19 protein-coding genes are annotated in these 24,301 nt (G+C 64.7%); 13 read left to right on the forward strand and 6 right to left on the reverse strand.

The annotated features are described in order from the left end of the window. Nucleotides 1-62 precede the first annotated feature (62 nt). Together ACM9ME_RS08775 and ACM9ME_RS08780 are read right to left on the reverse strand one after the other, a co-directional pair. Nucleotides 63-305, reverse strand: a complete 243-nt coding sequence (locus ACM9ME_RS08775) for an acyl carrier protein (protein WP_415643081.1) — start codon at nucleotides 303-305, stop codon at nucleotides 63-65. A gap of 87 nt (nucleotides 306-392) precedes the next feature. Then, nucleotides 393-1,676 (reverse strand): hypothetical protein, encoded by a 1,284-nt coding sequence (locus tag ACM9ME_RS08780; protein ID WP_415643082.1) that lies wholly within the window; start codon nucleotides 1,674-1,676, stop codon nucleotides 393-395. Between the two features lie 217 nt (nucleotides 1,677-1,893). On the opposite strand from ACM9ME_RS08780, the gene ACM9ME_RS08785 reads away from it, so the two are divergent. Genes ACM9ME_RS08785 through ACM9ME_RS08815 form a run of 7 tightly spaced genes read left to right on the forward strand, consistent with a single transcriptional unit; the run spans nucleotide 1,894 to nucleotide 9,595 of the window. Further along, nucleotides 1,894-2,820 carry an NAD-dependent epimerase/dehydratase family protein gene (locus ACM9ME_RS08785; RefSeq protein WP_415643083.1) on the forward strand — a complete coding sequence of 309 codons (927 nt, stop codon included), beginning with the start codon at nucleotides 1,894-1,896 and terminating at the stop codon, nucleotides 2,818-2,820. Continuing rightward, nucleotides 2,817-3,848, forward strand: a complete 1,032-nt coding sequence (gene neuB, locus ACM9ME_RS08790) for an N-acetylneuraminate synthase (protein WP_415643084.1) — start codon at nucleotides 2,817-2,819, stop codon at nucleotides 3,846-3,848. Before ACM9ME_RS08785 ends, neuB begins: the two co-directional genes overlap by 4 nt. Before the next feature lie 3 nt (nucleotides 3,849-3,851). Then, on the forward strand, nucleotides 3,852-4,973 hold the full coding sequence (gene neuC / locus ACM9ME_RS08795; protein ID WP_415643085.1) for a UDP-N-acetylglucosamine 2-epimerase: 1,122 nt from the start codon (nucleotides 3,852-3,854) through the stop codon (nucleotides 4,971-4,973). Then, the gene (locus ACM9ME_RS08800) at nucleotides 4,963-5,586 is read left to right on the forward strand and encodes an acetyltransferase (protein WP_415643086.1); all 624 of its coding nucleotides are present in this window, start codon (nucleotides 4,963-4,965) and stop codon (nucleotides 5,584-5,586) included. The genes neuC and ACM9ME_RS08800 overlap by 11 nt, the downstream gene beginning before the upstream one ends. Continuing rightward, on the forward strand, nucleotides 5,586-7,058 hold the full coding sequence (locus ACM9ME_RS08805) for an aminotransferase class I/II-fold pyridoxal phosphate-dependent enzyme (protein WP_415643087.1): 1,473 nt from the start codon (nucleotides 5,586-5,588) through the stop codon (nucleotides 7,056-7,058). Before ACM9ME_RS08800 ends, ACM9ME_RS08805 begins: the two co-directional genes overlap by 1 nt. Next, nucleotides 7,058-7,618, forward strand: a complete 561-nt coding sequence (locus ACM9ME_RS08810; protein ID WP_415643088.1) for a sugar transferase — start codon at nucleotides 7,058-7,060, stop codon at nucleotides 7,616-7,618. Before ACM9ME_RS08805 ends, ACM9ME_RS08810 begins: the two co-directional genes overlap by 1 nt. 42 nt (nucleotides 7,619-7,660) lie before the next feature. Next, entirely contained in the window at nucleotides 7,661-9,595 is a 1,935-nt protein-coding gene (locus tag ACM9ME_RS08815; protein WP_415643089.1) for a polysaccharide biosynthesis protein, read from the forward strand. Here the strand turns inward: ACM9ME_RS08815 and ACM9ME_RS08820 are convergent. From ACM9ME_RS08820 to ACM9ME_RS08830, 3 genes are read right to left on the reverse strand one after another with little or no spacing between them, the layout of a single operon-like run. Further along, the gene (locus tag ACM9ME_RS08820; protein ID WP_415643090.1) at nucleotides 9,579-11,456 is read right to left on the reverse strand and encodes a CHASE3 domain-containing protein; all 1,878 of its coding nucleotides are present in this window, start codon (nucleotides 11,454-11,456) and stop codon (nucleotides 9,579-9,581) included. The genes ACM9ME_RS08815 and ACM9ME_RS08820 overlap by 17 nt on opposite strands. 31 nt (nucleotides 11,457-11,487) lie before the next feature. Continuing rightward, the gene (locus tag ACM9ME_RS08825) at nucleotides 11,488-15,612 is read right to left on the reverse strand and encodes a translocation/assembly module TamB domain-containing protein (RefSeq protein WP_415643091.1); all 4,125 of its coding nucleotides are present in this window, start codon (nucleotides 15,610-15,612) and stop codon (nucleotides 11,488-11,490) included. Continuing rightward, nucleotides 15,609-17,540 (reverse strand): autotransporter assembly complex protein TamA, encoded by a 1,932-nt coding sequence (locus ACM9ME_RS08830; protein ID WP_415643092.1) that lies wholly within the window; start codon nucleotides 17,538-17,540, stop codon nucleotides 15,609-15,611. Before ACM9ME_RS08830 ends, ACM9ME_RS08825 begins: the two co-directional genes overlap by 4 nt. Nucleotides 17,541-17,600: 60 nt before the next feature. On the opposite strand from ACM9ME_RS08830, the gene ACM9ME_RS08835 reads away from it, so the two are divergent. Continuing rightward, complete coding sequence (locus tag ACM9ME_RS08835; protein WP_415643093.1) at nucleotides 17,601-17,762, forward strand: hypothetical protein; 162 nt, start codon at nucleotides 17,601-17,603, stop codon at nucleotides 17,760-17,762. 153 nt (nucleotides 17,763-17,915) lie between these two features. Here ACM9ME_RS08835 and ACM9ME_RS08840 read toward each other — a convergent pair whose 3' ends face one another. Further along, entirely contained in the window at nucleotides 17,916-18,548 is a 633-nt protein-coding gene (locus ACM9ME_RS08840; protein ID WP_415643094.1) for a S24 family peptidase, read from the reverse strand. Between the two features lie 264 nt (nucleotides 18,549-18,812). Between ACM9ME_RS08840 and ACM9ME_RS08845 the strand changes: the two genes are divergently transcribed. The 5 genes from ACM9ME_RS08845 to ACM9ME_RS08865 all read left to right on the forward strand — a co-directional run bounded on the left by ACM9ME_RS08845 (nucleotide 18,813) and on the right by ACM9ME_RS08865 (nucleotide 24,097). Next, nucleotides 18,813-19,085 carry a hypothetical protein gene (locus ACM9ME_RS08845; RefSeq protein WP_415643095.1) on the forward strand — a complete coding sequence of 91 codons (273 nt, stop codon included), beginning with the start codon at nucleotides 18,813-18,815 and terminating at the stop codon, nucleotides 19,083-19,085. A 34-nt stretch (nucleotides 19,086-19,119) separates the two neighbouring features. Further along, on the forward strand, nucleotides 19,120-20,127 hold the full coding sequence (locus tag ACM9ME_RS08850) for a DNA topoisomerase IB (RefSeq protein WP_415643096.1): 1,008 nt from the start codon (nucleotides 19,120-19,122) through the stop codon (nucleotides 20,125-20,127). After that, the gene (locus ACM9ME_RS08855; protein WP_415643097.1) at nucleotides 20,127-21,260 is read left to right on the forward strand and encodes a mechanosensitive ion channel family protein; all 1,134 of its coding nucleotides are present in this window, start codon (nucleotides 20,127-20,129) and stop codon (nucleotides 21,258-21,260) included. Before ACM9ME_RS08850 ends, ACM9ME_RS08855 begins: the two co-directional genes overlap by 1 nt. A gap of 109 nt (nucleotides 21,261-21,369) precedes the next feature. Further along, the gene (gene leuC, locus ACM9ME_RS08860; RefSeq protein WP_415643098.1) at nucleotides 21,370-22,812 is read left to right on the forward strand and encodes a 3-isopropylmalate dehydratase large subunit; all 1,443 of its coding nucleotides are present in this window, start codon (nucleotides 21,370-21,372) and stop codon (nucleotides 22,810-22,812) included. 85 nt (nucleotides 22,813-22,897) lie between these two features. Next, complete coding sequence (locus ACM9ME_RS08865; RefSeq protein ID WP_415643102.1) at nucleotides 22,898-24,097, forward strand: DNA cytosine methyltransferase; 1,200 nt, start codon at nucleotides 22,898-22,900, stop codon at nucleotides 24,095-24,097. The last annotated feature ends 204 nt before the right edge of the window (nucleotides 24,098-24,301 follow it).

Consider the following 24,301-nt stretch of genomic DNA (forward strand, 5'->3'; position numbering starts at 1 on the left):
ACATTTATGACGCACCAACAGTCAAAGTCCTTGCCGGGACGTGAGGCATCAATGGCTTATCGCTAGCTCTGCTTGCTGCGGATGAGCCGAACCAGGTCGCCGACCGTGTTCAGTGAACCCACTTCGACCGTGGAAAAATGGATTCCGAACGCCTTTTCGACACTCAGGATCAGGCGCATGTGGCTCAGACTGTCCCAATCCTCGACATCGTCGGCCGTCATATCGGCGTTGAGGTGGAGATCGTCGTCCTCGAACACGTCCCGGAAAACATCGGTCAGCGCGGCATATGTTTCCGTTTCATCCATTGTCGTCACTTACCGAAATGCTCCGAAATTTGCCACACATGCCGCTATCAGGTCGATGTCGAGGGCTGAGCGAGGCCAAACCTCTGTTCAGGCGACCTTGCGACGCGGCTGCAAGCTGCCTGGATTGAGCGATTTTCCCTTGCGTGGCTTGGCCATCATGAAGGTCACGATCATCCACGAAAAGGTCACCAGACCGTTGGTCTGACCAAGTGGCGTATTGACCCCGCTATACAAAACGCCCTGCATCATGAAGGGCGCGGCGATCAGCCACCGCGCGTCGCTGCTCGTGCGTGATCGTAAATAGACGACCGACGTCAAATAGCCCCAGCCCGCGGCGACCAAGATACCGAAATACCAATAATCAACATACAGCGTCCCAAAGGCGCTCGGAACGAAGCCGAAGACGTTAAGATCGAACAGTGAGTAGTTGCGGACGGCAACGAAGTTGCTGTCGATACGCCGCGCAACGGCGCCAGCAAGCTCGATACCATAAATGCCCAGCTGGGCCGGGCCGGTGTAGGACGTAAACAGGACGTTGGCGATCACGATGCCCTGCACGATATACCATGAGAACACGAAAATCAGATAAGTTATGCCGAGTCCCAGCGTAGCCTTCATGGCTTCCGCGACCGGTCCGTCGAACGTCACGCCCCACGCGTCACCAATGGCGTCGAACATACCCGCCGCGCCGCCTTCGCCAGCGCGCAGGAAGAATACGGTCACGAAATAATTCAACGCCACGATCACTCCGATCACCGAGATGGTGATCAGGAAGAAATTGCTCGAGCGACTTCTGGTCCTCAATTTTACCTTCGCCACTTTTTCCGCAAACGCCGTGCGTTTCGTCAGCAGAGCAAAGCTGGCAAGGGTAAAGGCCAACAGCAGCGGACCGCGCCCGCCCAAGGCAAGCGAGCTCAGGATCAGCGGACCAAAGCCCAGAATGATCATGCGGAGCGGCTTTATCTTTTCCCGATAAATGATCTCTCGCACCAGCACGGTATACCCGACAGGCGACGTCAAAAAGCCGAGTTGGAACGCCAGCGAACTGCCCGAAGCGTCTCCGTTCAACAGACTGGTCGATCGCTGACTTCGGATTTCGTAAGCCGCAGTCAGGTCGCCGGCGCTGCCCGATCGGAATTCGATGAACAGCACGATCATCGAGAAAATCGATACCAGCATGAGCAAATTGTCGGCGCGCTTGAAATCAGGCATCTGAAAAAACGCCGCATGCCGTTGCTGAATAACAGGCGTCTTGAACCACGCCCCGGTGCAGAATGCAGCGATGAACAGACCCAACATGACGAAACCGTAAACGGTGATTTCGCGATTCACGATGTGAAACGGCAGCATAACAAACAGACTGATCGACACCCCCCAAACAGTCAGCAGCTGTGAGGCGGGGTGCCATCTCATTCGAATGCAAGTCCTTGAATATCGTCGGAAGCCGCGTGGCAACGCAGATGCACCGCTCGGTCGTGCGTGGCGGCGGCTTTACGATAACGCCGGTAAGTGATCAAGCCGACGCTGCCCGGCCGATCGTCGCCGTGATCCCGATTTGCGATGCCTGCACCGTGGGCTATGGGTCCGCATGGGCGATGGCCAGGGCACGATTTTGGTAACCGGCGCAACTGGCTATGTCGGCCGTGCGGTGGTCGCGCGCCTTGCTCAGGACGGCCGCCGCGTCATCGCCGCCGTCCGCACACTTCATCAAGCCCCGGTCGGTGTCACCCCGGTGGCTCTGGGCGACATGACCGGCCCAATCGATTGGGCATCGGCCTTGGCGGGCGTCGATTGCGTCATTCACTGTGCAGCGCGCGCGCACGTTTTGAACGACCGGACGGCGGATACGCTGGCGGCATTTCGTGCCGCCAATCGTGATGCGGTGCTGACGTTGGCGCGTGCTGCGGCCACAGCCGGAGTCCGGCGATTGGTGTTCCTGTCCTCGATCAAGGTCAATGGCGAGCAGACCCGGGACCGGCCCTTCAAGGCATCCGACCTGCCAGCCCCGCAATCCGATTATGCGATCAGCAAATGGGAAGCGGAGCAAGGGCTGGCAGAGATCGCCGCGGCGACGGGCCTAGAGGTCGTTGTGATCAGGCCGCCTTTGGTGTTCGGTCCGGACCCGAAGGGCAATCTCGGCACGCTGCGAAAGGCAATCGACCGGGGCTTGCCGCTGCCGTTCGGTCTGACCAAGCGGAATCGCCGCGATCTCGTGTCACTCGACACGCTCGCCGATCTGATCGTGCGGGCGATCAATCATCCGGATGCGCCAGGCGGCGTTTTGATGGTCAGTGATGGCCGAGCGATGTCGACCCGCGATATCGTGCGGCGGATCGCGGCTGACGCCGGCCGGCGCGCGCGCCTGGTGCCGGTGCCATCGGTGGTGCTCGCAATGTTGTTGCGCCTGATCGGGAAACGCGCCGACGCGAACCAATTGTTCGGAAATCTTGAGGTCGATATCAGCGAGACCCGTCGTCGGCTCGACTGGCGCCCGGAAACATTGGTGGCGGCATGAGCGTGTTCTTCATCGCCGAAGCGGGCGTCAATCATAATGGCGATCTAGATCGCGCTCTCGAAATGGTGGACGTCGCCGCTGCGGCGGGTGCCGATGCGATCAAGTTCCAGACGTTCACCGCCGAAAAGCTCGCCAGCCCGCGCGCCGAAAAGGCCGAGTATCAAAAGCGCGAGACCGGCGAGGGCGATCAGTTCGCCATGCTGAAGGCGCTCGAAATGGACGAGGCCGCGCACCGCGCGCTGATCGCGCGCTGTGCTGAACAAGGCATCGAATTCATGTCGACGCCGTTCGACGAAGACGCCGCCGACATGCTGATCGCCCTTGGCATGCGGCGGATCAAAGTGCCGTCGGGCGAGCTTATCAACCATCCGCTGCTGCGCTACCTCGCTCGTTTTGACCGCTCGATGATCCTGTCCACGGGGATGGCCACATTGGCAGAAATCGAGGAGGCCTTGGCGGTCGTGGCGGACACACGGACGCAATCCGGGTTTGCCGCACCAATGGCGACGATGGTCACGGTGCTTCACTGCACGTCCAATTATCCCGCCGATCCCGCCGACGTGAACCTTCGCGCGATGCGCACGATTGCGGATGCCACGAACATGCCGATCGGCTATTCGGACCATACCCTCGGCCTCGCCGTTTCGACCGCTGCGGTCGCACTCGGCGCGACGATTATCGAAAAGCACTTTACGCTCGATCGCGCACTGCCCGGCCCCGATCATCGCGCATCCCTGACCCCCGCGGAGCTGGTCGCGCAAATTGCTCAGATTCGCGCTGTGTCGATCGCGCTGGGTTCTACCGAAAAAGCACCGACGGCGGCCGAGCTGGCGGTGCGCGCCGTGGCGCGTCGCTCGGTCGCGGCGACGCGCGCGCTTCTCGCCGGGACCGTGCTTGCCGCCGGGGACATGATCCTGCTTCGTCCGGCCAGCGGTATTCCTCCCAAACATCTCGACGAATTGCCAGGCCGCCGCTTGCGCAACGCAATTCCCGCAGGCGGCGCAATCGCCTGGGACGACCTCGTCTAAGTCATGCGCAGCGTTGTTTACGTCAGCGGCACGCGCGCCGATTTCGGGCTTATGCAGCGGACGCTCCACGCCATTGCCGACCATCCCGCCCTGTCGCTGTCGATCATTGCTACGGGGATGCATTTCTCTACTGCCCATGGCGAAACGATCCGTGAAATCGAGGCGGCGGGATTGCCGATCCTCGCGCGAGTGCCGGTTACGCTGACCCCCGAAACCGGCGCGACGATGGCGCGCGCAATCGGTGCGATGGTCTCCGGATTTACCGATGCGCTGGAGGCGGCGCGCCCCGACATTTTGCTGCTCTTGGGCGATCGCGGCGAAATGCTGGCCGGGGCGATAGCCGCATCGCATCTCAGCATTCCAGTCGCGCATGTGCATGGCGGCGAGCGATCCGGAACGATCGACGAGCCGGTTCGCCATGCCATATCGAAACTGTCGCACCTCCATTTCACCGCCACCGAGGCCAGCAAACAGCGCCTGGTCCGCATGGGCGAAGATGAGGCGCATATCTTTGTCACCGGAGCCCCCGGACTCGATGGCTTGTCCGATGTCGCACGCCCGGATCGCGCGACGATCATGACGGGACACGGCCTCGATCCCGCACACCCGTTCGCGCTGCTGATGTTCCACCCCGTGTTGCATACCGCCGGTAGCGCGGCGGGGGAGACCGAAACGCTGATCGCCGCGCTGAAAGCGGCGGGTACGGCGACCCTCGCGCTGTTGCCCAATGCCGACGCGGGCAGCGCCGCGGTCCGCGCCGCGCTCCTTGCCGCCGAAGATGGCAATTTCCGCGTCGTCGCCCACCTCCCGCGCGACAATTTTGTCGCCGCGATGGCCGCCGCCGACGTGATGGTCGGCAACTCCAGCGCCGGGATTATCGAGGCGGCCAGTTTCGGCACGCCGGTCGTCAATATCGGCTCGCGTCAGCGTCTGCGCGAACGCAATGCCAATGTCATCGATATCGAAGCGCCGGGTCTCGCCGCGACGCTGCCTGAGATACTCGACCGAGGCCGCTTCTCCCCGTCAAACATCTATGGCGATGGCCGCACGGCGGACCGGATCGTCCGCCTGCTTGCGGAAACATCGATAGACGACGACCTGTTAATGAAGATCAATGGCTATTAATCGCATCATCCTGATTGGCGCGGGTGGCCATGCGCGCGTGGTTTTCGACGCGTTGATCGCCGGCGGCACTTTGCCCGACACCGTCACTGTTCGCGACGCGCGTGGCGGCGGCGAAGTGCTGATGCATCGCGCGGTCGCGCCCGAAATCGACGAAACGATCGATGGCAGCCTGTTTCATGTGGCCATCGGCAATGCGCAAGCGCGCGCGCGCCTGTCCGCCGCCGCCGGGTTGAACGGTGGCCGAGCGCTGACGATCGTCCATCCGCGCGCCACGGTGTCGCCTTATGCCGTGCTCGGCCTGGGCGTGTTCGTCGCCGCCGGCGCCATCGTCGGACCCGGCGCGACCATCGGCGACGGTGCGATCGTCAATCATAATGCCGTGGTCGATCACGATTGTGCCGTCGGAGATTTCGCGCACATCGCGCCCCATGCGACGCTGGGCGGCGGCGCCATGGTTGGCACGCTGACGTTGGTCGGGGCGGGCGGAGTCGTCCTTCCGGGCGTGACTGTCGGCCCGGCGACCATTATCGGCGCGGGCAGCGTCGTCACGCGCGACGTCTCGGGCGGCCAATGGGTCGGCAGCCCCGCACGGAACATGGAAAGCGAGCAATAATGGACCGGTTCGAAACTGTGGCCGCGGGGGATGGCGCGTCATTGCGCGATTTGCTCGCGGCGATCGACCGGTCGGGCCACGGCTTTGCCCTGCTCACCGATGCGGATGGCCGCATGCTCCGCACCGTGACCGATGGCGACGTGCGCCGCGTGCTCCTCGCCGGTGCCGCGCTCGATGGCGACATTGCCCAGCTTCCGGCGCTGACCTCGCTAACTGTCGAGGAAGGCACGCCGCGCCGACAGGCGCTGGCGCTGATGGACGAACACCGCATCGATCAACTTCCGGTGCTGGATGCCGACGGCCGGGTGGTCGAAGTGCTCGACCGGCGCGAGATCGAAAAACCGATCCTGCTGTCCACCCCGCACATGGGCGATGCAGAGCTGGTCTATGTCGAGGAGGCATTCCGCACCAACTGGATCGCGCCGCTCGGCCCGAATGTCGACGCGTTCGAAAAAAGCATCGCGCGGATCGCCGGCGTCGCGCATGCCGCCGCCTTGTCGTCCGGAACCGCGGCGATCCACCTGGCGCTGGTCCTGCTCGGCGTGAAGCACGGCGACACGGTGTTCTGTTCCAGCTTTACCTTCGCCGCGAGCTGCAATCCGATCGTGTATCAGAGCGCGACGCCAGTGTTTATCGACTCCGACGAAGCGAGCTGGAATATGTCGCCGGTCGCGCTCGAACGCGCGCTGGCGGCGGCCAAGGCGCGCGGCGCGCTGCCCAAGGCGGTGATCGCGGTCAATCTTTATGGCCAGAGCGCGGATTACGACCCGATCATGGCGCTGTGCGATGCCTATGGCGTGGCCTTGGTCGAAGACGCCGCGGAATCGCTCGGCGCGCGCTACAAGGGCAAGCCGAGCGGATCGTTCGGCCTGCTCGCGGCATTTTCGTTCAACGGCAACAAGATCATCACGACCTCCGGCGGCGGCATGCTGGTCAGCGATGATAGCGAAATGATCGAGCGCGCGCGCTTCCTGTCGACTCAGGCGCGCGATCCGGCGCCGCATTACGAACACAGCGTGATCGGGTATAATTACCGCATGTCGAACATCCTCGCCGGGGTCGGGCGCGGACAGTTGCAGGTTCTCGACGAACGCGTGGTGGCGCGGCGCGCGGTCCGCGATGCCTATGCCGACGGGCTTGGCGACGTGCCCGGTCTCGCCTGGATGCCCGAACCCGATTGGAGTTTTTCGACGCGCTGGCTGTCCTGCGCGACGATCGATCCCGATGCGGCGGGCATTTCGGCATCGGAACTCATCACGCGGCTGGCCGAAGAGATGATCGAGGCGCGCCCGTTGTGGAAACCGATGCATCGCCAACCGGTGTTCGCGGGCTGCGATTACGTGACCGAAGGCAATGCGTCGGTCAGCGACCGATTGTTCGAAACGGGCATTTGCCTGCCGTCGGGATCGAACATGGCACCGGCCGAGATCGACCGCATCGTCGACACGCTGCGCAATATCCTGGCTGGCTGATGCCCCGCATCTTCGACATCGTTCTGGCATTGCTGACCGCGGTGGTGCTGGCCATCCCGATGCTGATCGTAGCGGTGCTGGTGCGGGCGACGTCGCCCGGCCCGGTGCTGTACTGGTCGGACCGGGTCGGTCGGCACAATCGCATTTTCGCCATGCCCAAATTCCGCACCATGCGCGTCGGCACCCCGGCGGTTGCCACGCATCTGGTCGCCGACGGCAGCGCGTGGCTGACTCCCATCGGCGGTCTGTTGCGGCGGACCAGCCTCGACGAATTGCCACAATTGTGGAGCATCGTGACCGGCGACATGGCGGTCGTCGGCCCCCGCCCGGCCTTGTTCAATCAGGACGATCTGGTCGCCCTGCGAACCGCAAAGGGGGTCGATGCGCTGCGTCCCGGCATTACCGGCTGGGCCCAGATCAACGGCCGCGACGAATTGTCGATCGCCGACAAGGCCACGCTCGACGCGGTGTATCTTCAGCGGCGCTCGATCATGCTGGACGTCCGCATTATCGTCTTGACCGCGCTGAAGGTCGTGCGCGGGTCGGGCGTGTCGCACTAGCCGCCGATTTCCCTACGGCAATGCCATCTGTATAGGGCTGCCGTGCCCGAATCCGTTCCCCGCATGCATCGCCAGTTGAAGGAAGTCGCGGAGTTGCCGCGCGCCGCCAAGCGATTGGTGGCGATCATCGTCGATGCGGCAATCTGTTTGCTGACGACCTGGCTCGCTTTCTACCTGCGCCTCGGCGAGCTGCCGGAATTCACCGATTTGCGATGGGTGTCGGTCGCGGCATCGCTGACGGCATTGCCGATTTTCGGGCTGTTCGGCATTTATCGCGCGATCTTCCGCTACCTCGGCGTCGATGCCATCGTCGTCGTCGGACGCGCCTGCCTGATCTACGGCGCGCTTTACGCCGCATTGTTCACTTTCCTCGGCATCGCCGGGATTCCGCGTACGATCGGCTTCATCCAGCCGGTTCTGCTGTTCATCTTCGTTTGCGTCAGCCGGATGTTCGTCCGTTCGCTGCTCCGCGGTTTGGTACCCCGGGCGCGTGACAGCCGCGTCCTGATCTACGGTGCGGGGTCGTCGGGGCGACAGCTGGCGGAGGCGATCGGCAGCAGCCGGACGATGCATTTCGTCGGCTATGTCGACGACGACCGCTCCCTGCACGGATCGATCCTCAACGGCCGCCGGATCCACGGGCCCGACAAGCTCACGCGCGTGGTCTTGCGCGAAGGCGTCACCGACATCCTGCTGGCCATGCCGCGCGCGTCGCACCGCCGACGTGCCGAGATCGTCGAGGCGCTGCGCCCGCTCGGTCTGGTCGTGCGCACTATCCCGCCGCTGACCGATGTCGCCAGCGGGCGCGTCCAGGTCTCGGCCCTGCGCGCGCTCGATATCGAGGATCTGCTCGGCCGCGACGTCGCCGCGCCCGATCCGATCCTGTTCACCCGCAACATCATGGGCAAGACCGTGCTGGTCACCGGCGCCGGCGGCTCGATCGGGAGCGAATTGTGCCGCCAGATCGTCGCGGCAGGAGCGGCACGCCTGGTGCTGTTCGAAAGCAGCGAGTTCGCGCTGTATGCAATCGAGCGCGAGTTGCGAGAAACGGCCAAGCCGGGCACGGCGGAGATCGTGCCGCTGCTCGGGTCGGTGCGCGACGCCGCACGGCTGTTCGAAGTGATGCGCGCCTGGCGCCCTGACACGGTGTACCACGCCGCCGCTTACAAACACGTGCCGATGGTCGAGCATAATCCGCTCGAGGGGCTCGCCAACAACGTCATGGGTACCCGGCTGACGGCGCAAGCGGCGATCGACGCGGGAGTCGCCGATTTCGTACTGATTTCTACCGACAAAGCAGTGCGCCCGACCAACGTCATGGGCGCATCGAAGCGATTTGCCGAACTGGTGCTCCAGGCGCTGGCCGAAGATGGCGCCGCCACCCGCTTGTCGATGGTCCGGTTCGGCAATGTTCTCGGGTCCAGCGGCTCGGTCGTGCCGTTGTTCCGCAAGCAACTGGCCGATGGCGGGCCGGTGACGATTACGCATGAAGACGTCACACGCTACTTCATGACCATCCCCGAAGCGGCGCAGCTGGTGATTCAGGCCGGGGGCATGGCGACGACGGGGGGCGAGGTGTTCATCCTCGACATGGGCGAGCCTGTGCGCATTGCCGATCTGGCGCGCAAGATGACCGAATTGTCCGGGCTGACCGTGCGCCATGCCGCGCATCCCGATGGCGATATCGAGATTCGCACGGTGGGCCTGCGCCCGGGCGAAAAACTGTACGAGGAATTGCTGATCGGGGACGATCCAGCACCGACCGCCCATCCGTTGATCATGCGCGCGCGCGAGCACCATTTGCCGCAGGCCGAATTGTCGGTGTTGATCGATCGGCTCGGCATTGCGCTGGCGCAGCACGATGTCGATGCCGCGATCGCCGTTTTGAAGCAGGCGGTGCGCGAATTCGCACCGACCGGAGATGCCGGCGACTTGGTCGCGCTGGAACACGCCCGCTGTTCTAACCCGGCCGGTTGACCCCGCGGCCTTCGAGGACTTCGCGCACTTTCCACGCCAGCTGGCGCACGGTGTACGGCTTGGGCAGGAAAGCCACGCCGATATCCAGCATGCCGTTATGGACGACCGCGTTGCGCGTATAGCCGGTCGTGAACAGCACCTTCAGATCGGGCCGCTGCTCCAGCGCGCGATCGGCGAGCTGCCGGCCGTTCATTCCGGGCATGATGATGTCGGTGAACAGCATCGTCACGTCCGGCGATGCCACGAGAACCTCGAGCGCCTTGTCCGGCGAATGCGCCGACAGCGTGATATAGCCCAGTTCACGCAACGCATCGACCGCGAAGTGCCGCACGCGCTGTTCATCCTCGACCACCAGAATGACTTCACCATCCACGGCGGATGGCAGGTCGTCATTGTCGGCCACAGCGGGTTCATCGCCATGATCCGTTCCCGCAAAGCGCGGCATGTACAGCTTGACCGTCGTGCCCTCGCCCACCTCCGAATAGATTGCGGCGTGGCCGCCGGATTGCTTGGCGAACCCGAAAACCTGGCTCAGCCCCAGGCCGGTGCCCTTGCCGACGTCCTTGGTGGTGAAGAACGGCTCGAACGCTTTGGCCATGACCTCCTCGGACATGCCGTCCCCAGTGTCGGTGACGCAGATCGTGACATACTGACCCGGTTCGACGTCGCCATTCCGCCGCGCATAATCGTCATCCATATGCGCGTTGGCGGTTTCGATGGTCAGCCGGCCGCCGTTCGGCATGGCGTCGCGCGCGTTGACCGCGAGGTTGAGAATGGCATTCTCGATCTCCCCCGCATCGGCGTAACAGCGCCACAGCCCTGCGCTCAACACCGTTTCGACCGAAATATTATCACCCAGCGTCCGGCTGAACAATTCGGACATGCCCCCGACCAGCCGGTTGAGGTCGGTCGATGTCGGCGCCAGCGGCTGGCGGCGCGAAAAGGCGAGCAGCCGAGCAGTCAGAGATGCAGCGCGCTTCGCGCCTTCGACGGCGCTGTCGATGCCTGCTTCGGCGCGCACCGGATCGGTCGCGATGCGCCGCTTGGCGAGATCGAGGCTGCCGATCACGACCGCCAGCATATTGTTGAAATCGTGCGCGATGCCGCCAGTCAATTGACCGATCGACTCCATTTTTTGCATTTGCCGCAACTTGTCCTCGGCCTCGACGCGGGCGTCGGTCTGCACGCGCAGTGCCGCAGCGACGCCCTCCGCCTCGCGACGCGCCTCATCGGCCTCGGCCACGGTGGCCCGGGCCTGGCGCAACCAGATCAGCGAGAATGCGATCACCGCCAACGCGCCGAGCAACAGCGCCACGGCGATCAGCTGCGCGCGGCGGATCGAGGTTCGGGCGCTCGTGGCGAGTTGTTCGCGCACGAACGCACGCTCGGTGAACAACAGCGTCTCGGCCATCGCCATGCCGCTCTGCCCGTCACCGCGCTGCACCCGTTCCATCGCACCGGCATGATCGCCGCTGCGTTCCAGCGCGATCGTCTGGGCCATCTCGTCCAGCTTCGCCTCGACGATCGGCGTAAAGCGCCGATAGGCGTCCCGATCGACCCGCCCCTCATTGTCGCGAACCTGTTGGAGCGCGGGCACGACTTTCTTCGCATTCTGCGAGTATGGATCGAGGTAAATATCGTTATGGGTCAGCAAATAACCGCGCTGGCCGCTTTCGGCGGCGCGAAGATAAGTGATCACGTCGGCGATGGCGCGCCCGTAATAATTCAGCTGTTCCTGGCGCTGTGCCGAGCGGTTGAGCGAAATCGAAAGCGCGAACCCGGCCAAGGCAATCGCAACCAGAATCCCCAGAGCTGCGGCAAGCACCGGCGGAATCGCCCTCAGACCTGATTTGCGCAGCATCGATACGCCACTAACCCTGGCCGCCACCGCGTCAATAATCCTTTGAAATCCGTGCCGAAACCGATTGCCGCCCGATCGTCGAGATGGTCGACAGCAGCGACAGCCAGCGGGTCACCTCGAACTCCGCGCGCGTCGCCGAATAGCCCGCACCGTCGCTGATCACCTCCACATACGCGCGGCGCGTGATGTATTTGCCGAGCGCGATCGAAGTCTGCTGACCGGTCGTCGCATCTGCAGGAACGATGCGCAGCCGGTCGAGGCCCACCGCCTTGCGGATCGCGTTGATCGGATCGATGCCGCTGCCGCCGCGCAGGCCATTGACCGCCGCCGCCAGCTGCAACGCCTCGGGCGCCGACAAATTGGTGATCGACGTGCCGAACAGGATGCGGCTGAGCAGTTCATCCTGCGGCAGGCTGGGGGTGGACGCGAAGGTGATTTCGGGCCGCGATGCGACACCCTGTACGCTGACCGTCGCATTGACCGAATTGACGCTGGCATTGGCGACGACGTCGATCACCGGATCGGGGGGCGAATTGCCGGTGAAGCGGATGACCCCGCGTTGCAGGTCGAAACGCTTGCCGGCGAATTCGTAACCGCCGCGGACTTGCTCCAGCCGCCCGTTGATCATCATCGCGGTGAGCGTGCCGCCAAGGTCGATGTCGCCGCGCCATTCGCTGTCGAGGCCCAAGCCGGTGACCGTCAGCCGATTGGGGATGCGCGCCTTGATCGCCAGGCGCCACGTCGTCGGCGGCGCGGCGGGCTCGGCCTCGTCCGCCGGCCGGTTGAGTTCGCGCACCTTCAACTGCGGGATCGCCGCCGCGGCCGTGGCGCGGCCCAAACGGTAGGATGACCGATTGACGGTGACGTCACCGGAGATCAGCCCGCTGGCGCCTTGCGATTTGATCGCCAGCGGGCCGGTGACCGTCGCGCCGATATCGTCGCGGCGGATCAGTTCGGCGTCCTGCGCGGTTCCGGAAATGTCGATACCGAATCCTTCGGCCGAGGACAGGCTGAACGCCGCCCGTCCGCTGAGCGTGCCGCGCCCGGCGGTGGCGGTGAATTGCGGAATGACCAGGCGCGATCCGGAAAACATGCCGGTGCCTTTGAGGTTGGTCAGGACCGTGCCCGACGCCGCGCTTTCGACGCGCAGCGCGTTGGTCGTCAACGACCCGCGCAATTGCGGGCGCGCCAGCGTGCCCGAAATATCGGCGCCGACCGCGACCGGACCCGACACGTTCAACCCTTCGACATTGGCCAGTCGCCACAAGGTATCGGCTGGGCCGTTGTAACGGACCTGCGCGAACAGCGGCGCGTTCTGGATGCGCTCGATGATCGTGCCGCCGGCACCCAGCGGCGCGGCGCGCATCTGCGCCCGGCCAATGATCTGCCCGCCACTTTCACCGACCGCGCGCAGAGCCAGCCCCGACCCGTTGAGGACGGCGTTGATGCCCAGATCGATCGGCTGCGACGAGGCGATCAGCCCCGAGCGCGTCAAGCTCCTGAAACGAAGGTTCGCGGTCCCGCTGGGCGCGGCGCCGTCGGCGGATTGGCGATACGACACCGTACCCGACGCGCTGCCACCCAGTCCAAGGCCGGGGAAGGCGATATCGAGCACGCCCAGCGGCAGCCGCTCGAGCGTCGCATCGAAGGCGGTGGTGCCGCCGCCGAAGGTCCCGCCGACCCGAATGTCGCCCCCGGCAAAGGTCAAAGCGGTCGGGGCGAGCGTCCAGCCATTCGGGCCATAGGTCAGCACTGCGGGCTGGTTGAGCACCAGCGGCCGCCGGTCGAGCGTCCCGCGCGCCTGCACGACGATGCGGTTGGGCGAAATCTGCGCGACGGTCTGGAGGTCGAACGGCCGCCCGCGCGACCCGGCCACCGACGCGCGCACTTCGCCGGTCCCGCCGCGCAGCTTGGCCGTGCCGTTCAGTCGCCCGAGGCTGACGGCGCCGTAGCGGACCCCTGCGAGCTGGAACGTCGCATCGGTCGACAGGCCGGCAGGATCGAGCAGCAACGCCGCCTTCATGCTGCCCTGGCGGACGGTGATCAGCGGCGGCCCGGCCAGATGGGCATCCTTGAACGCCAGATCCGCGTCGATCCGCTGGATATCACCCTGCGGCTTGAACACGAGGCTGCCGCTGACCCCCGATCCGGCGAGGGCCAGCGTGCCGTCGAACCCGGCGGGTACCGAGCGTAAACTGCCGCTCGCTTTCAGCCCCGACGCGTTAAGCGTCGCGATCTGGATCACCGCGGCCTGCCCGCGCGGCAACAGGATCGCGCCATTGCCCGTAAAGGGTCCAAGCCGCGACCCGCCGCCGGTTGCCTGCCAGCCATAACCCTGCGCGGTCGGCACGAGGATCGCGTGAACATCGCGCAGCCCCAGCGCGTCGAACGGCCGTGCGAGGCGCAGGTCGAGGTGCGGGCGGTCGATCTTGCCGTCGAGGATCAGCCGCACCGGACCATAGCGGGCCTGCACCCCCGATCCTTCGAAATGGAACGTCCCGTCCTTGCGCCTGTATCCGTTGCCCTGCAGCCGGATCGCCGGGCCGCGCAATTGCAGATTGACGAAGTGGACGATGCCGTCCGCATCGCGCTCCAGCCCCGTGTCGATATAAGGCAGTCCGCCGGCGAGGCTTTTGAGGAATGCGTTGTCGAGCCGGCGGACCCACGCCTGTCCGCGCCCGGTGACGCGGGTGCCATGCCCGCCGGGCCCGGGCACGACGTGCAACTCGCTCTTCACATCGACGATGCCGAGGCCGGGAATGAGATAGCGGCCCAGTTGCCCCGCGACGCCGAAATCATAATGCCCCGTCGCCAGGTCGAACAGGATCGAAATCTTGCCGTTGAGCTTGTCCGAACTGAGCTTGAGCCCGTCGCCCATCACCATCTTCGACGTGACCCGCAGCAGGCCTTCGACCTTGAGATTTGCGAGGATACCGCCCGCAACATCGCCGACGCCGGTGACGCGGCGCGCGATCAGGCGGATGGGCACGATCACCGGCGTCTTGCTCAGGCGCCCCTGCCCGCTCACCCGCACGCCCTCAAACCCGGTATTGTCGAACGCGACCTGGGGGCTGGACAGCAGATAATCGAACCGCGCCGTGCCGAACTGCCCGTCGAAATTGACCAGCAAGCGCACATCGCGTCCGCGCATGTTGGGCAGAAACGCCGCCGGACGCAGCAGCCGCGTCTCGGTCCGCATCCCCGAAAACGCGCTGTTGGCGAGGTCGATCACGCCATTGGCCGAAACCGCCAGCGACGGGCTGGCGATGGCCAGGTGCAGGTCGAGGCGGCGGTCGGCGAGCGCGGCATTGCCCTTTACCGTCAGCCCCGGCGCGGTCAGCCGCTGGACCTTGCCCTGCGTGACCAGCGAGGGCCTGAGCGTCCCTGCCAGATCGTAGCGTCCCTGCCGCTGGGTCAGCGCGAGGTCCGCGACCGGCAGCGCAGATGCGGTGGCGACCAGCCGGCCGTGCCAGTCGGTGTAGCGCCCGTCGCCCGCCACGGTCAGCGTCACCGGCCGATCGGTGCCCACCAACTTGCCGATCACCCCGCCTGCCGGGCCGACGACGCGCGTGTCCACGTCGAATTTGTTCGCATCGGGTTCGGCATCGATCGCCAGCCGCAGACTGTCGCCGCCGCCCAGCCGCGCATCGAGATGGATTTTGGCTCGCCCCGAACGGATGTCGGCATCGCCGGTCAGCCGACCGCTGCGTTGCGGCCCGGCCACCCCTTGCGCCACGACCAGCCGGTCGACCTGCAAATGTCCGACACGGATGTCGAAGCCGGGCAGCAGCGGGCCCTTGCTCGCGCTCGGATTGAATTTGGGAATGCGCGCCAATCGCGCGACCGGCACGACCAGACTGTCGATCGACAGCCGGTTGGCGAGCCAGGCGTAAGGCCGCCACGCCAGTCGTGCCTCCGGCAGTTCGAGGAACAGGCCGTTGGGATCGCTGAAGCGCACATCGACCAGCCGCGCCTTGCCGTAAATCGACCCCTCGATCCGCCCGACGCGGATGCGCAGGCCGTTTTGCGGCGCGACGCGGGCGATACGGTCGACGATCAACCTATGGCCGGTCGACGTGTCGGCGAACCACAATGCCGCCAGCACAAGTATGAGCAGCGCGGCGAGACCGCCGAAAATCCAGCGCGTGACCCTCAAAACGCCTGCCCGATCGAGACATAGACCGCGACACGCGGATCGCCCGCGCGCCGGTTCAGCGGCGTGCCGACATCGACGCGGATCGGCCCGAACAGCGAATAATAGCGCACGCCCAGCCCCGCGCCATACTGCAAGTCGCTGAACTTGGGGTAGGAGCTCGCATAAATCTGCCCGCCGTCGAGGAACGGCACGATCCCGAAATTGCCGCCGAAGACCGGCAGGCGCACGCGCGCCTCCAGCCCGAATTCGGCCACGCTGCGTCCGCCGATCGGACTGCCCGTCGGGTCGCGCGGCCCGATCAACTGATAGCCATAGCCACGCACCGATCCGCCGCCCCCGGCGTAGAACAGCCGCGACGGCGCGATATTGTCGCGCCCCGCGCCGACCGTTCCGCCCAGCCGGATGCGTCCGGCCAGCACCACGGTCTTGCCGAACGGCTGGTAATAACTCGCATCGACCTGGGTCTTCACATAGGTGAACACCTTGCCGCGCAACGATGCTTCGGGCGACAGGCGGCCGTTGAGGCGAAAGCCGGTGCGCGGATCGAGCAGATCGTCGGTCCCGTCATAGCCCAGTTGCGCGGGCAGTGCCGCGATCAGATAGGTCCGCCGCGCCTCGCGCCCCAGAACCGCGACATAATCCTTTTCGTCCGACGCCAGCACTTCGCCGCCCAGGCTCCACGTCCAGCGCTTCTGGAAAATGATGTTGGTCTGGCGCTCGATCGACCCGCCGACCTCGAACGTCCGCGCGTCATAAGCATCGTACATCGTGTGGCTGGCCAGCACGCGCGCGTTGAGGACGCGGTCGCGCGCCTGAAAATTGTTCATCCGCAGATTCGCGCCGAGCAATTGCTCCTTGGTGCCGGCCACGCCGCGAAACGTCAGCGCGCCTTCGGGCTCGATCAGATTGCGATGCTGCCAGCTCGCCTCGATACGGAAACCTTCGCCGGTGCCGTAGCCGATTTCACCCGCCAGCGTGCGCAACGGCGCGGGCTCGAGATTGGTGCGGATATCGACCACGCCGGGGATGGCGGTCTTGACCGGCTCGACCCGCACCGCGCCGACGATGCCGGTGGAAATCAGCGCGCGGCGCAGGTCGTCGACCTGAGCCTGATTATACACTTGCCCGGGCTTGAAACGCGCAATGACGGCGGTGTGCTTGGCGCCGAACGGCGGCTTGGTGCCGGTGACGATGATATTGCCATAAACCGCCCGCGGCCCGGTATCGACCGGCAGGTCGAGCGTGCCGAGCGTCGTCGCATGATCGACGGTCACGTCGGGGTCGGCGACCGTCGCGAACGGATAGCCGGTGCGCATCAACTCGGCACGCAAGCTCGATTGGCCGGTGATCACAGTCTGGGCGTCGACCGCGTCACCCGCATCGACCGGGAATGAGTCTCGCGCCGCCTGCGCCTGACCCAGCCCGGTCACGGTCACATCGGCGAATTTATACGGCGCGCCGGGTTGGACGTTGATCGTCACCTGCAGCCGGTCGTCCTCGGGCGTCACCTCGGTGGTGACCAGCGCGTCGTAATAACCTTCGGACCGCAGGATCGAGCGCATCAGCTCGGCATCGTCCTTGGCGCGCCGTTCGACCTGCGCGGCGTTGGCGGGCTTGCCGTCGCTTTTGGACAGTTCCGAATTCTCGAAGAACCGCGTCCGCGTCTCCAGCGGCAACGCGTCGATCCCGTCGAGCCCGACCGAATAGCGGCGCTCACCCTGATCGGCGGGCGGTGCCTGCGAATTGCCGACATCCCCCGCCACCGCCTGATCGGGCTTGTCGAGATCGGGCCAGTCGACACCCAGCCCGGGGAGCGGCGCCATCGGCGCGGCAGGATCCAACGGCGGATCGAGCGGCGGAAGTTCCTGCGCCATGGCAGACGCGGTCAGGAAGGCGGCCGCAAGCATGGCCGTCGCGCGCAGAAACATGGGTTGGAGTTAACCGCTAAGTCCTATGAACCCAAGCTTTAAACCGCTAGCGGCGCGGGAATGCGAAAGAACGAACCCTTGGCCGGCGGCGTGTTCGTGGCGCTCGGCGCGATCGTCGGCGTCGTCGTCGGCAAGGTGCAGGGACAGCCCTCTGCCGGATTGCTGATCGGGGTGGCGATCGGCACGGTCATCGCCGTGCTGGTGTGGCGCGGGACACGTTAGCAGACTCGGCCCACCCTGCTCGCNTNNGCGAGCTGTCCCTCCCTAAAGGGAGTGACGTCTGGTTCAGTGCTGCAATAGACGTCACTCCCACTTGTGGGAGGGACAGCTCGCCTAGCGAGCAGGGTGGGCCGAGTCCGAACTTCCCTCGCCCAGCTAACCGACCCGCCGCCCCGCCCAGACGACGCGACCGACGATCTCGATCCGGTCGCCGCGCTTGCGCTCGATCACCGGATAGCGCGCATTGTCGCTGACGATCGACAGGCGACCGCCCGGACCCACCGCCAGCCGTTTCACGTTCAGCGCATCGTCGATCCGCAGCACGTAAATCCCGTCGCGCAGGCGATCGGCGGCATCGGCGGTATCGACCAATATGTCGTCCCCGGCGTTGAGCGTCGGCTCCATCGAATCGCCCTGCACGCGCACCGCGCTGAGTGAATCCGGACTGGCGGTCAGGCGGCGGAGGAAACGCGGCTCGAACGCGAACCAGCCCTGCGGCGCCTCGTCGATCGCTTCGCCTCCCGGACCTGCCGACGCGGTGACATCGAGCCATGCCACTCGGCGCAACGGATCGCGCGACGGTGCGGACTGCGCACCCAGCACCGCCTCGTCCACCCCGAAAAACCGCGCCAGCTTGCGCCGGTCGTCCTCGTCCAATTTGCGCGGTGAGCCACGCCGGATGAACTGCTGGATATACGCCGCATTGCGCCCCAGCAGCCGCGACATCGCGGTGTAATCGGTGCCGCGCTCATGGATCAGCCGGTCGAGGGTTTCGCGAATATCGTTCATGATTATTTCCATAACGACAGGAAAACCCCTTGCCAAGTAGGAAAATGCGCGGAACGCTTAGGGTCTATCCTAGCGAAAGGCGAATCGGTGCATGTCTCCCCTCATCCAAATTCAGAAACATATGCGGAACACTGGTATCTCGCCGACACGCTTCGGACGGGAGGCGGCGAACGACCCGCGGCTGGTCAGCGACCTGCGCTGCGGGCGCCAGGTCGGCGCTCCCCTGTGGCGGCGGATCGAAGCCTATATGCACGCGACCGGCACATGCAGTCCGTCCACGACGCCGTCATCGCGGCGGTCGCGGCGCAGCTCGGGCCGCTTGCCGAGCTGAACTCGGTCGCGGTCCCGTGGTTCAGCGCGACGTTCGAGGGCATCCAGCACACGCTGCGTTTCGGCGCGGTGTCTCCCGCCAGCCTCACCGCATTTGAGGCTGGGGAGGTCGAACTGGCCTGTCCCGACCACGTCATCGTTTCGCTCGGCGCGGAGCAGGACGGCGTTCGCGCACGGGTCGATGTGCTGACCATCGCTTGCGCCTGACGGAACGCGCGCCGCGCTGCACCGTTCAGCCCGCATGAAGCTGGTCTATGTCGATCCGGAAATGCCGGGCATCACGCGCAAGAAAGTGTCGCATGGCTGGGGCTATTGGGACGCCAAGGGCCATCGCATCACCGACCGTGAAGAGATCGATCGTCTCAACAAGGTCGCACTGCCGCCGGCCTATGTCGATGCGTGGTTCTGCCCGTCGCCACACGGCCATATCCAGGCGGTCGGCTACGACGCCAAGGGCCGCAAACAATATCGCTACCACGTCGATTTCCGCGCCCAGCGGGATGCGGCGAAATACGATCGCCTCGCCGATTTCGGTCGCGCGCTGCCGCTGCTCCGCGCGCATGTCGAGCGCGACCTGCATGGCAAGCCAACCGAACACGACACCGTCGTCGCCGCCGTCGTCCGTCTGCTCGATGTGGGCCACATCCGCGTCGGCAGCGAACAATATGTGAAGGCGAATAAAAGCTTTGGCGCGACCACCTTGCGCAATCGCCATGCGACGCTGCGCGGGTCCAAACTGACGCTGCAATATCGTGCCAAATCGGGGGTAATGCGCAAGCTCACGCTCGGCGACCGCGGCCTCGTGCGCGTGGTCAAGAAGGTCCAGGACCTGCCCGGCCAGCATCTGTTTCAATATCTCAACGACGCGGGCGAGCCCTGCGCGGTGGGGTCGGCGGAGGTCAACGCCTATATCAAGGATGCGATGGGCGATGAATTTTCCGCCAAGCATTTCCGCACCTGGCACGCCTCGACCATCGGCCTCGACACCGCCATCGCCGCGTGCAAATCGGGCGGCAAGCCCTCGATCAAGGCGGTTGCCGAACAGGTTTCCGACGCCCTGGGCAACACCCCGACGATTGCCCGCAAAAGTTATATTCATCCGTTGGTCATCGACGCCTGTTCATCGGAGCTCGCCACCCACCCCCTGCCGCGTAAAACGCGCTGGTTGTCGAGTATCGAGCGCGCATTGATCGACTTGCTCGACGATGCCGGTAGTGCAGCCAAGCGAAAGTCATCCAAGGCCGCCTGATGCCGAATTCCACTGCTGTTACCAAAACCACGACCGTCCGGTTGCCGATCGAATCACGTCCCGACGAATTGCTCCGCTCCAGTTACGATTGGGCCGTGGCGCACACCACGCAGATCATCTTTGCGAGCATTGTCGCGGGCGTCGTCGTCGCCCTGCTGCTCGGCGCCAAATGGGCCGGCGGCTGGCTGATGACGCGCTATGCGAGCAGCAATCACTGGCGGCGCATCATCGGCGGCGCGCTGGCCAAGATCCGCTTGTGGTTCATCGTCGCGGTCGCCGCGCAGCTGGTCTCACTCTTCGCCCATGCGCCCGACGATGTGGCCAAGGTCGTCTATTTCGTCTTTGTCATCGCGACGACATTACAGGCGGCGGTCTTCGCGCGCGAAATCATCCTGGGCCTGATCGAATATCGCGCCGCCGCCACCGACCATTCGGGGTTGCAGAGCGCCATCGGCATCATCCGCCTGCTGGTCACGATCGTGCTGTTCGCGGTGGCCATCGTCCTGATCCTCGGCAATCTGGGCGTGAACGTCACCGGCCTGATCGCCGGCCTCGGCGTCGGCGGCATCGCCATCGGCCTCGCCGCGCAGGGCATTTTCGCCGATCTGTTCGCCGCGCTCGCGATCCTGTTCGACCGCCCGTTCCGCAAGGGCGATTCGATCAAGGTCGATACGCTGTCGGGCACGGTCGAGGATATCGGCCTCAAATCGACCCGCATCCGCGCCATCACCGGTGAGCAGGTGATCGTCGCCAACAAGCAATTGCTCGAAAAGGAAATCCACAACCTCGCCCGCCTGTCGAAGCGCCGCACGGTGGTCATGCTGGGCGTGACCTACGAAACGCCGGTCGATCTGCTCGAACGCCTGCCGCAGATCATGCGCGAGATCGTCGAGGGCTGCGACGACACCAAATTGGTGCGCTGCGGGCTGATGAAATTCGGCGACTCATCGCTCGATTTCGAACTGCAATATGACGTCCATAGCGAGGATTACGACATTGTCTTCGCGCGCCGCCACGTTGTCCATATCGCGATCCTCAAACGCTTCGCGGAACTCGGCATCGCCTTCGCCTACCCCGTCCAGGTCGGCTACACCGCCGCGCCCGACGGCAGGTTCGTGAACCCATGTCCGTGAACTGAGCTTATTCGTCGCGACGCCAGTGCCGGGCGACAAAGGACGACGCTTAGACGAGCTCGGCGCAAACGGGTTTTGCCGCTGTGCATTTACCCGTAAGCACCCCCCCATGCCCCAACCCCGCACGCTCTACCAAAAGATCTGGGACGCCCACGTCGTCGAAACGCGCCCCGACGGCACCAGCCTGATCTATATCGACCGCCACCTGGTCCACGAAGTCACCAGCCCCCAGGCGTTCGAGGGCCTCCGCCTGTCGGGCCGCACCGTCCGCCGCCCGGACCTGACGCTGGCCGTCCCCGACCATAACCTTCCCACCACCCCGCGCCGCGACAGCGCGGGCAACCGCCTGCCAATCGCCGATCCCGAAAGCGCGAACCAGCTCGCCGCGCTGGAGGCCAACGTCGCCGAATTCCACGTGCCCTATATCGACGCGGTCTCGATCAATCAGGGGATCGTCCACGTCGTCGGCCCCGAACAGGGCTTTACCCTTCCCGGCATCACGCTCGTCTGCGGCGACAGCCACACCGCGGCGCACGGCGCGCTCGGCGCATTGGCCTTCGGCATCGGCACGTCCGAAGTCGAACACGTCCTCGCCACGCAAACGCTGCAACTCGCGCCGAGCAAGACGATGGAAGTCCGCGTCGAAGGGCAACTCGGCCCGGGCATCAGCGCCAAGGACCTCGTCCTCGCCATCGTCGCCACTACGGGCGCGGCGGGCGGCACCGGCTATGTCATCGAATATACCGGCCAGGCGATCCGCGATCTCAGCATCGAAGGACGCCTGACCGTCGCCAACATGGCGATCGAAGGCGGCGCGCGCAGCGGGCTCATTGCTCCCGACGACAAGACCTTCGCATACCTCAAGGGCCGTCCGATGGCCCCGCAGGGCGCGGCATGGGACGAAGCCGTTGCTTGGTGGCGCACCCTCGCGACCGATCCCGGCGCGCGCTATGACAAGACGGTCGTGCTCGATGCGGCAAAAATCGCCCCCAACGTCACCTGGGGCACCAGCCCCGAAGATGTCGTCGCGGTGACCGGCGTCGTCCCCGATCCGCAAAGCTTCGCCGACCCCGCCAAACGCGAAGCCGCCGCCAAATCGCTCGCCTATATGGGGCTGACGGCGGGCCAGCGGATGCAGGACGTCGCGGTCGAAAACATCTTCATCGGCAGCTGCACCAACTCGCGCATCGAGGATCTGCGCGCCGCCGCGGACGTGCTGCGCGGGCGGCACAAGGCGGCGAACGTCAAATGGGCGATCGTCGTCCCCGGCTCGGGCCTGGTGAAGCGTCAGGCCGAAGAAGAAGGGCTCGACCGCGTGTTCACCGACGCCGGCCTCGAATGGCGCGAACCCGGCTGCAGCGCCTGCCTCGGCATGAACCCCGACAAAGTCCCCCCGGGCGAACGCTGCGCTAGCACCAGCAATCGAAACTTCGTCGGCCGCCAGGGGCCGGGGGCCAGAACCCACTTGATGAGTCCCGCCATGGCGGCGGCGGCGGCGGTTACGGGGCGGTTGAGTGATGTCCGAGAGTTGGCAATTGATCAACTGACGTAGGAAATTTGTGAACGTTTGAGGAACTTTCCGTTTGCGCCGCGTTTCGATCTTCGTTACTCAAAAGCAGTCAGCAAGGGGAAAACTGATGTCAAACGCTTGTTTTATTTCTCTTTTCTCCGGAGCCGGGGGGCTTGATCTCGGGCTTGAACAGGCAGGTTGGACAGGTCTTTACGCCGCCGACATTGATCGGTGTGCCGTCGATACGCTCATTGCAAACCGTGGCTTTCCTATCGGCAATCGGCGCTTCTTAGAAAGGGCGGTGGTCGAGCATGCAGATGTTCAGCAACTGACTGGCGACATGATCCTTCGCAAGATTGGAGCGGAACGTGGGGACGTCCCGCTATTGGTGGGCGGGCCTCCTTGCCAATCTTGGAGCAGCGCCGGTCGACAGCGCGGGTTTGATGATCCGCGCGGCCAACTGTTTGCCGATTTTGTGCGGCTTGCTGGCGAACTTGGTGTCCGATGGCTCATGTTCGAAAACGTTCGAGGGCTACTCACGGCGCGCGGTCCTGACGGCCAGCCCGGTTCTGCACTCCATCTGATCAGGCGCCGGTTGCTCGATGCTGGATTCCAGACAGCCGTCCATCTCGTCAATGCTGCTGACTATGGAGTTCCCCAACGCCGAGTCCGTCTAATTGTCGTAGGCTATCGAGTTGGGGACGAGTTCGCCGTTCCATCACCGACCCATCACAAAGCTGATTGCGATCGTCCAGCGTGGCGACCCCTTCAAGACGCTCTTGATGCTGTCGTTCCCGTCCATGAATCCGAAGTTCAGCGACCGACCGGTCTCTTAGCTGGCCAAATGAAGGATTTGGCGCCGGGCACGGGTGTCAAAAGTATGGGTAAGAGAGAGGCAACGCGGCCTGGAGGACACTGGGGTTATAAACAGGGTGCATTTGTCACTGACCCAAGCAGGCCCGGTCGGACGGTCACCGCGAGTGGCCAGCAGGATTGGTTACGCGACCCACAGCACGGTTTACGCAAACTGACCGCGCGCGAGTGCGCTGCGCTCCAGACCTTCCCGGCAACTTGGACGTTCTGCGGTAAACAGGCCGATCTTTACCGACTTATCGGAAACGCCGTTCCGCCCAAAATTGGAGCTGTAGTCGGTGCCGCACTGCTCGCGCACTGCGAGCGCGAAGACCATACATTGGCGAGTACAACTTCTCTCGTTCCCCTGCCTGAGAAGCTTGCTTCAGCGGTACGTTACACTCAGCGGGAGGAGTTTCGAAATGGAGCATCCCGCCGAGCTGCTCCTGATCGACGCGCTCGGAAAGTTGCTTAGCCGCCTGTGACTAGCCGCGCCGATCACCAAGCTTATTGCGCCGAAGCTCGAACAGCGTTTCTCGACTCACGGGATGCAGAATCTGACGTGACCCCCGCCTTTCATCCAGCGGCAACCAGAGACAGACCGGTGTTGTTGCGCATGAGCGCGGGTGAAGCAACGGGCGGGGTTAACCCCGCCCGTTGCGTTTCAAGTTCGGCGGCG

Origin of the sequence: Sphingomonas antarctica (genome assembly GCF_965137005.1) — a bacterium.
In the GTDB taxonomy this organism is placed as follows: Bacteria; Pseudomonadota; Alphaproteobacteria; order Sphingomonadales; family Sphingomonadaceae; genus Sphingomonas_O; species Sphingomonas_O antarctica.

Bases quoted from the DNA above. Each gene is read 5' to 3' on its own strand.
- ACM9ME_RS08775 (WP_415643081.1), bottom strand. From the start codon at position 305: ATGGATGAAACGGAAACATATGCCGCGCTGACCGATGTTTTCCGGGAC.
- ACM9ME_RS08785 (WP_415643083.1), top strand. From the start codon at position 1,894: ATGGGCGATGGCCAGGGCACGATTTTGGTAACCGGCGCAACTGGCTAT.
- neuB (WP_415643084.1), top strand. From the start codon at position 2,817: ATGAGCGTGTTCTTCATCGCCGAAGCGGGCGTCAATCATAATGGCGAT.
- neuC (WP_415643085.1), top strand. From the start codon at position 3,852: ATGCGCAGCGTTGTTTACGTCAGCGGCACGCGCGCCGATTTCGGGCTT.
- ACM9ME_RS08800 (WP_415643086.1), top strand. From the start codon at position 4,963: ATGGCTATTAATCGCATCATCCTGATTGGCGCGGGTGGCCATGCGCGC.
- ACM9ME_RS08805 (WP_415643087.1), top strand. From the start codon at position 5,586: ATGGACCGGTTCGAAACTGTGGCCGCGGGGGATGGCGCGTCATTGCGC.
- ACM9ME_RS08810 (WP_415643088.1), top strand. From the start codon at position 7,058: ATGCCCCGCATCTTCGACATCGTTCTGGCATTGCTGACCGCGGTGGTG.
- ACM9ME_RS08820 (WP_415643090.1), bottom strand. From the start codon at position 11,456: ATGCTGCGCAAATCAGGTCTGAGGGCGATTCCGCCGGTGCTTGCCGCA.
- ACM9ME_RS08830 (WP_415643092.1), bottom strand. From the start codon at position 17,540: ATGTTTCTGCGCGCGACGGCCATGCTTGCGGCCGCCTTCCTGACCGCG.
- ACM9ME_RS08835 (WP_415643093.1), top strand. From the start codon at position 17,601: ATGCGAAAGAACGAACCCTTGGCCGGCGGCGTGTTCGTGGCGCTCGGC.
- ACM9ME_RS08840 (WP_415643094.1), bottom strand. From the start codon at position 18,548: ATGAACGATATTCGCGAAACCCTCGACCGGCTGATCCATGAGCGCGGC.
- ACM9ME_RS08845 (WP_415643095.1), top strand. From the start codon at position 18,813: ATGCAGTCCGTCCACGACGCCGTCATCGCGGCGGTCGCGGCGCAGCTC.
- ACM9ME_RS08850 (WP_415643096.1), top strand. From the start codon at position 19,120: ATGAAGCTGGTCTATGTCGATCCGGAAATGCCGGGCATCACGCGCAAG.
- ACM9ME_RS08855 (WP_415643097.1), top strand. From the start codon at position 20,127: ATGCCGAATTCCACTGCTGTTACCAAAACCACGACCGTCCGGTTGCCG.
- leuC (WP_415643098.1), top strand. From the start codon at position 21,370: ATGCCCCAACCCCGCACGCTCTACCAAAAGATCTGGGACGCCCACGTC.
- ACM9ME_RS08865 (WP_415643102.1), top strand. From the start codon at position 22,898: ATGTCAAACGCTTGTTTTATTTCTCTTTTCTCCGGAGCCGGGGGGCTT.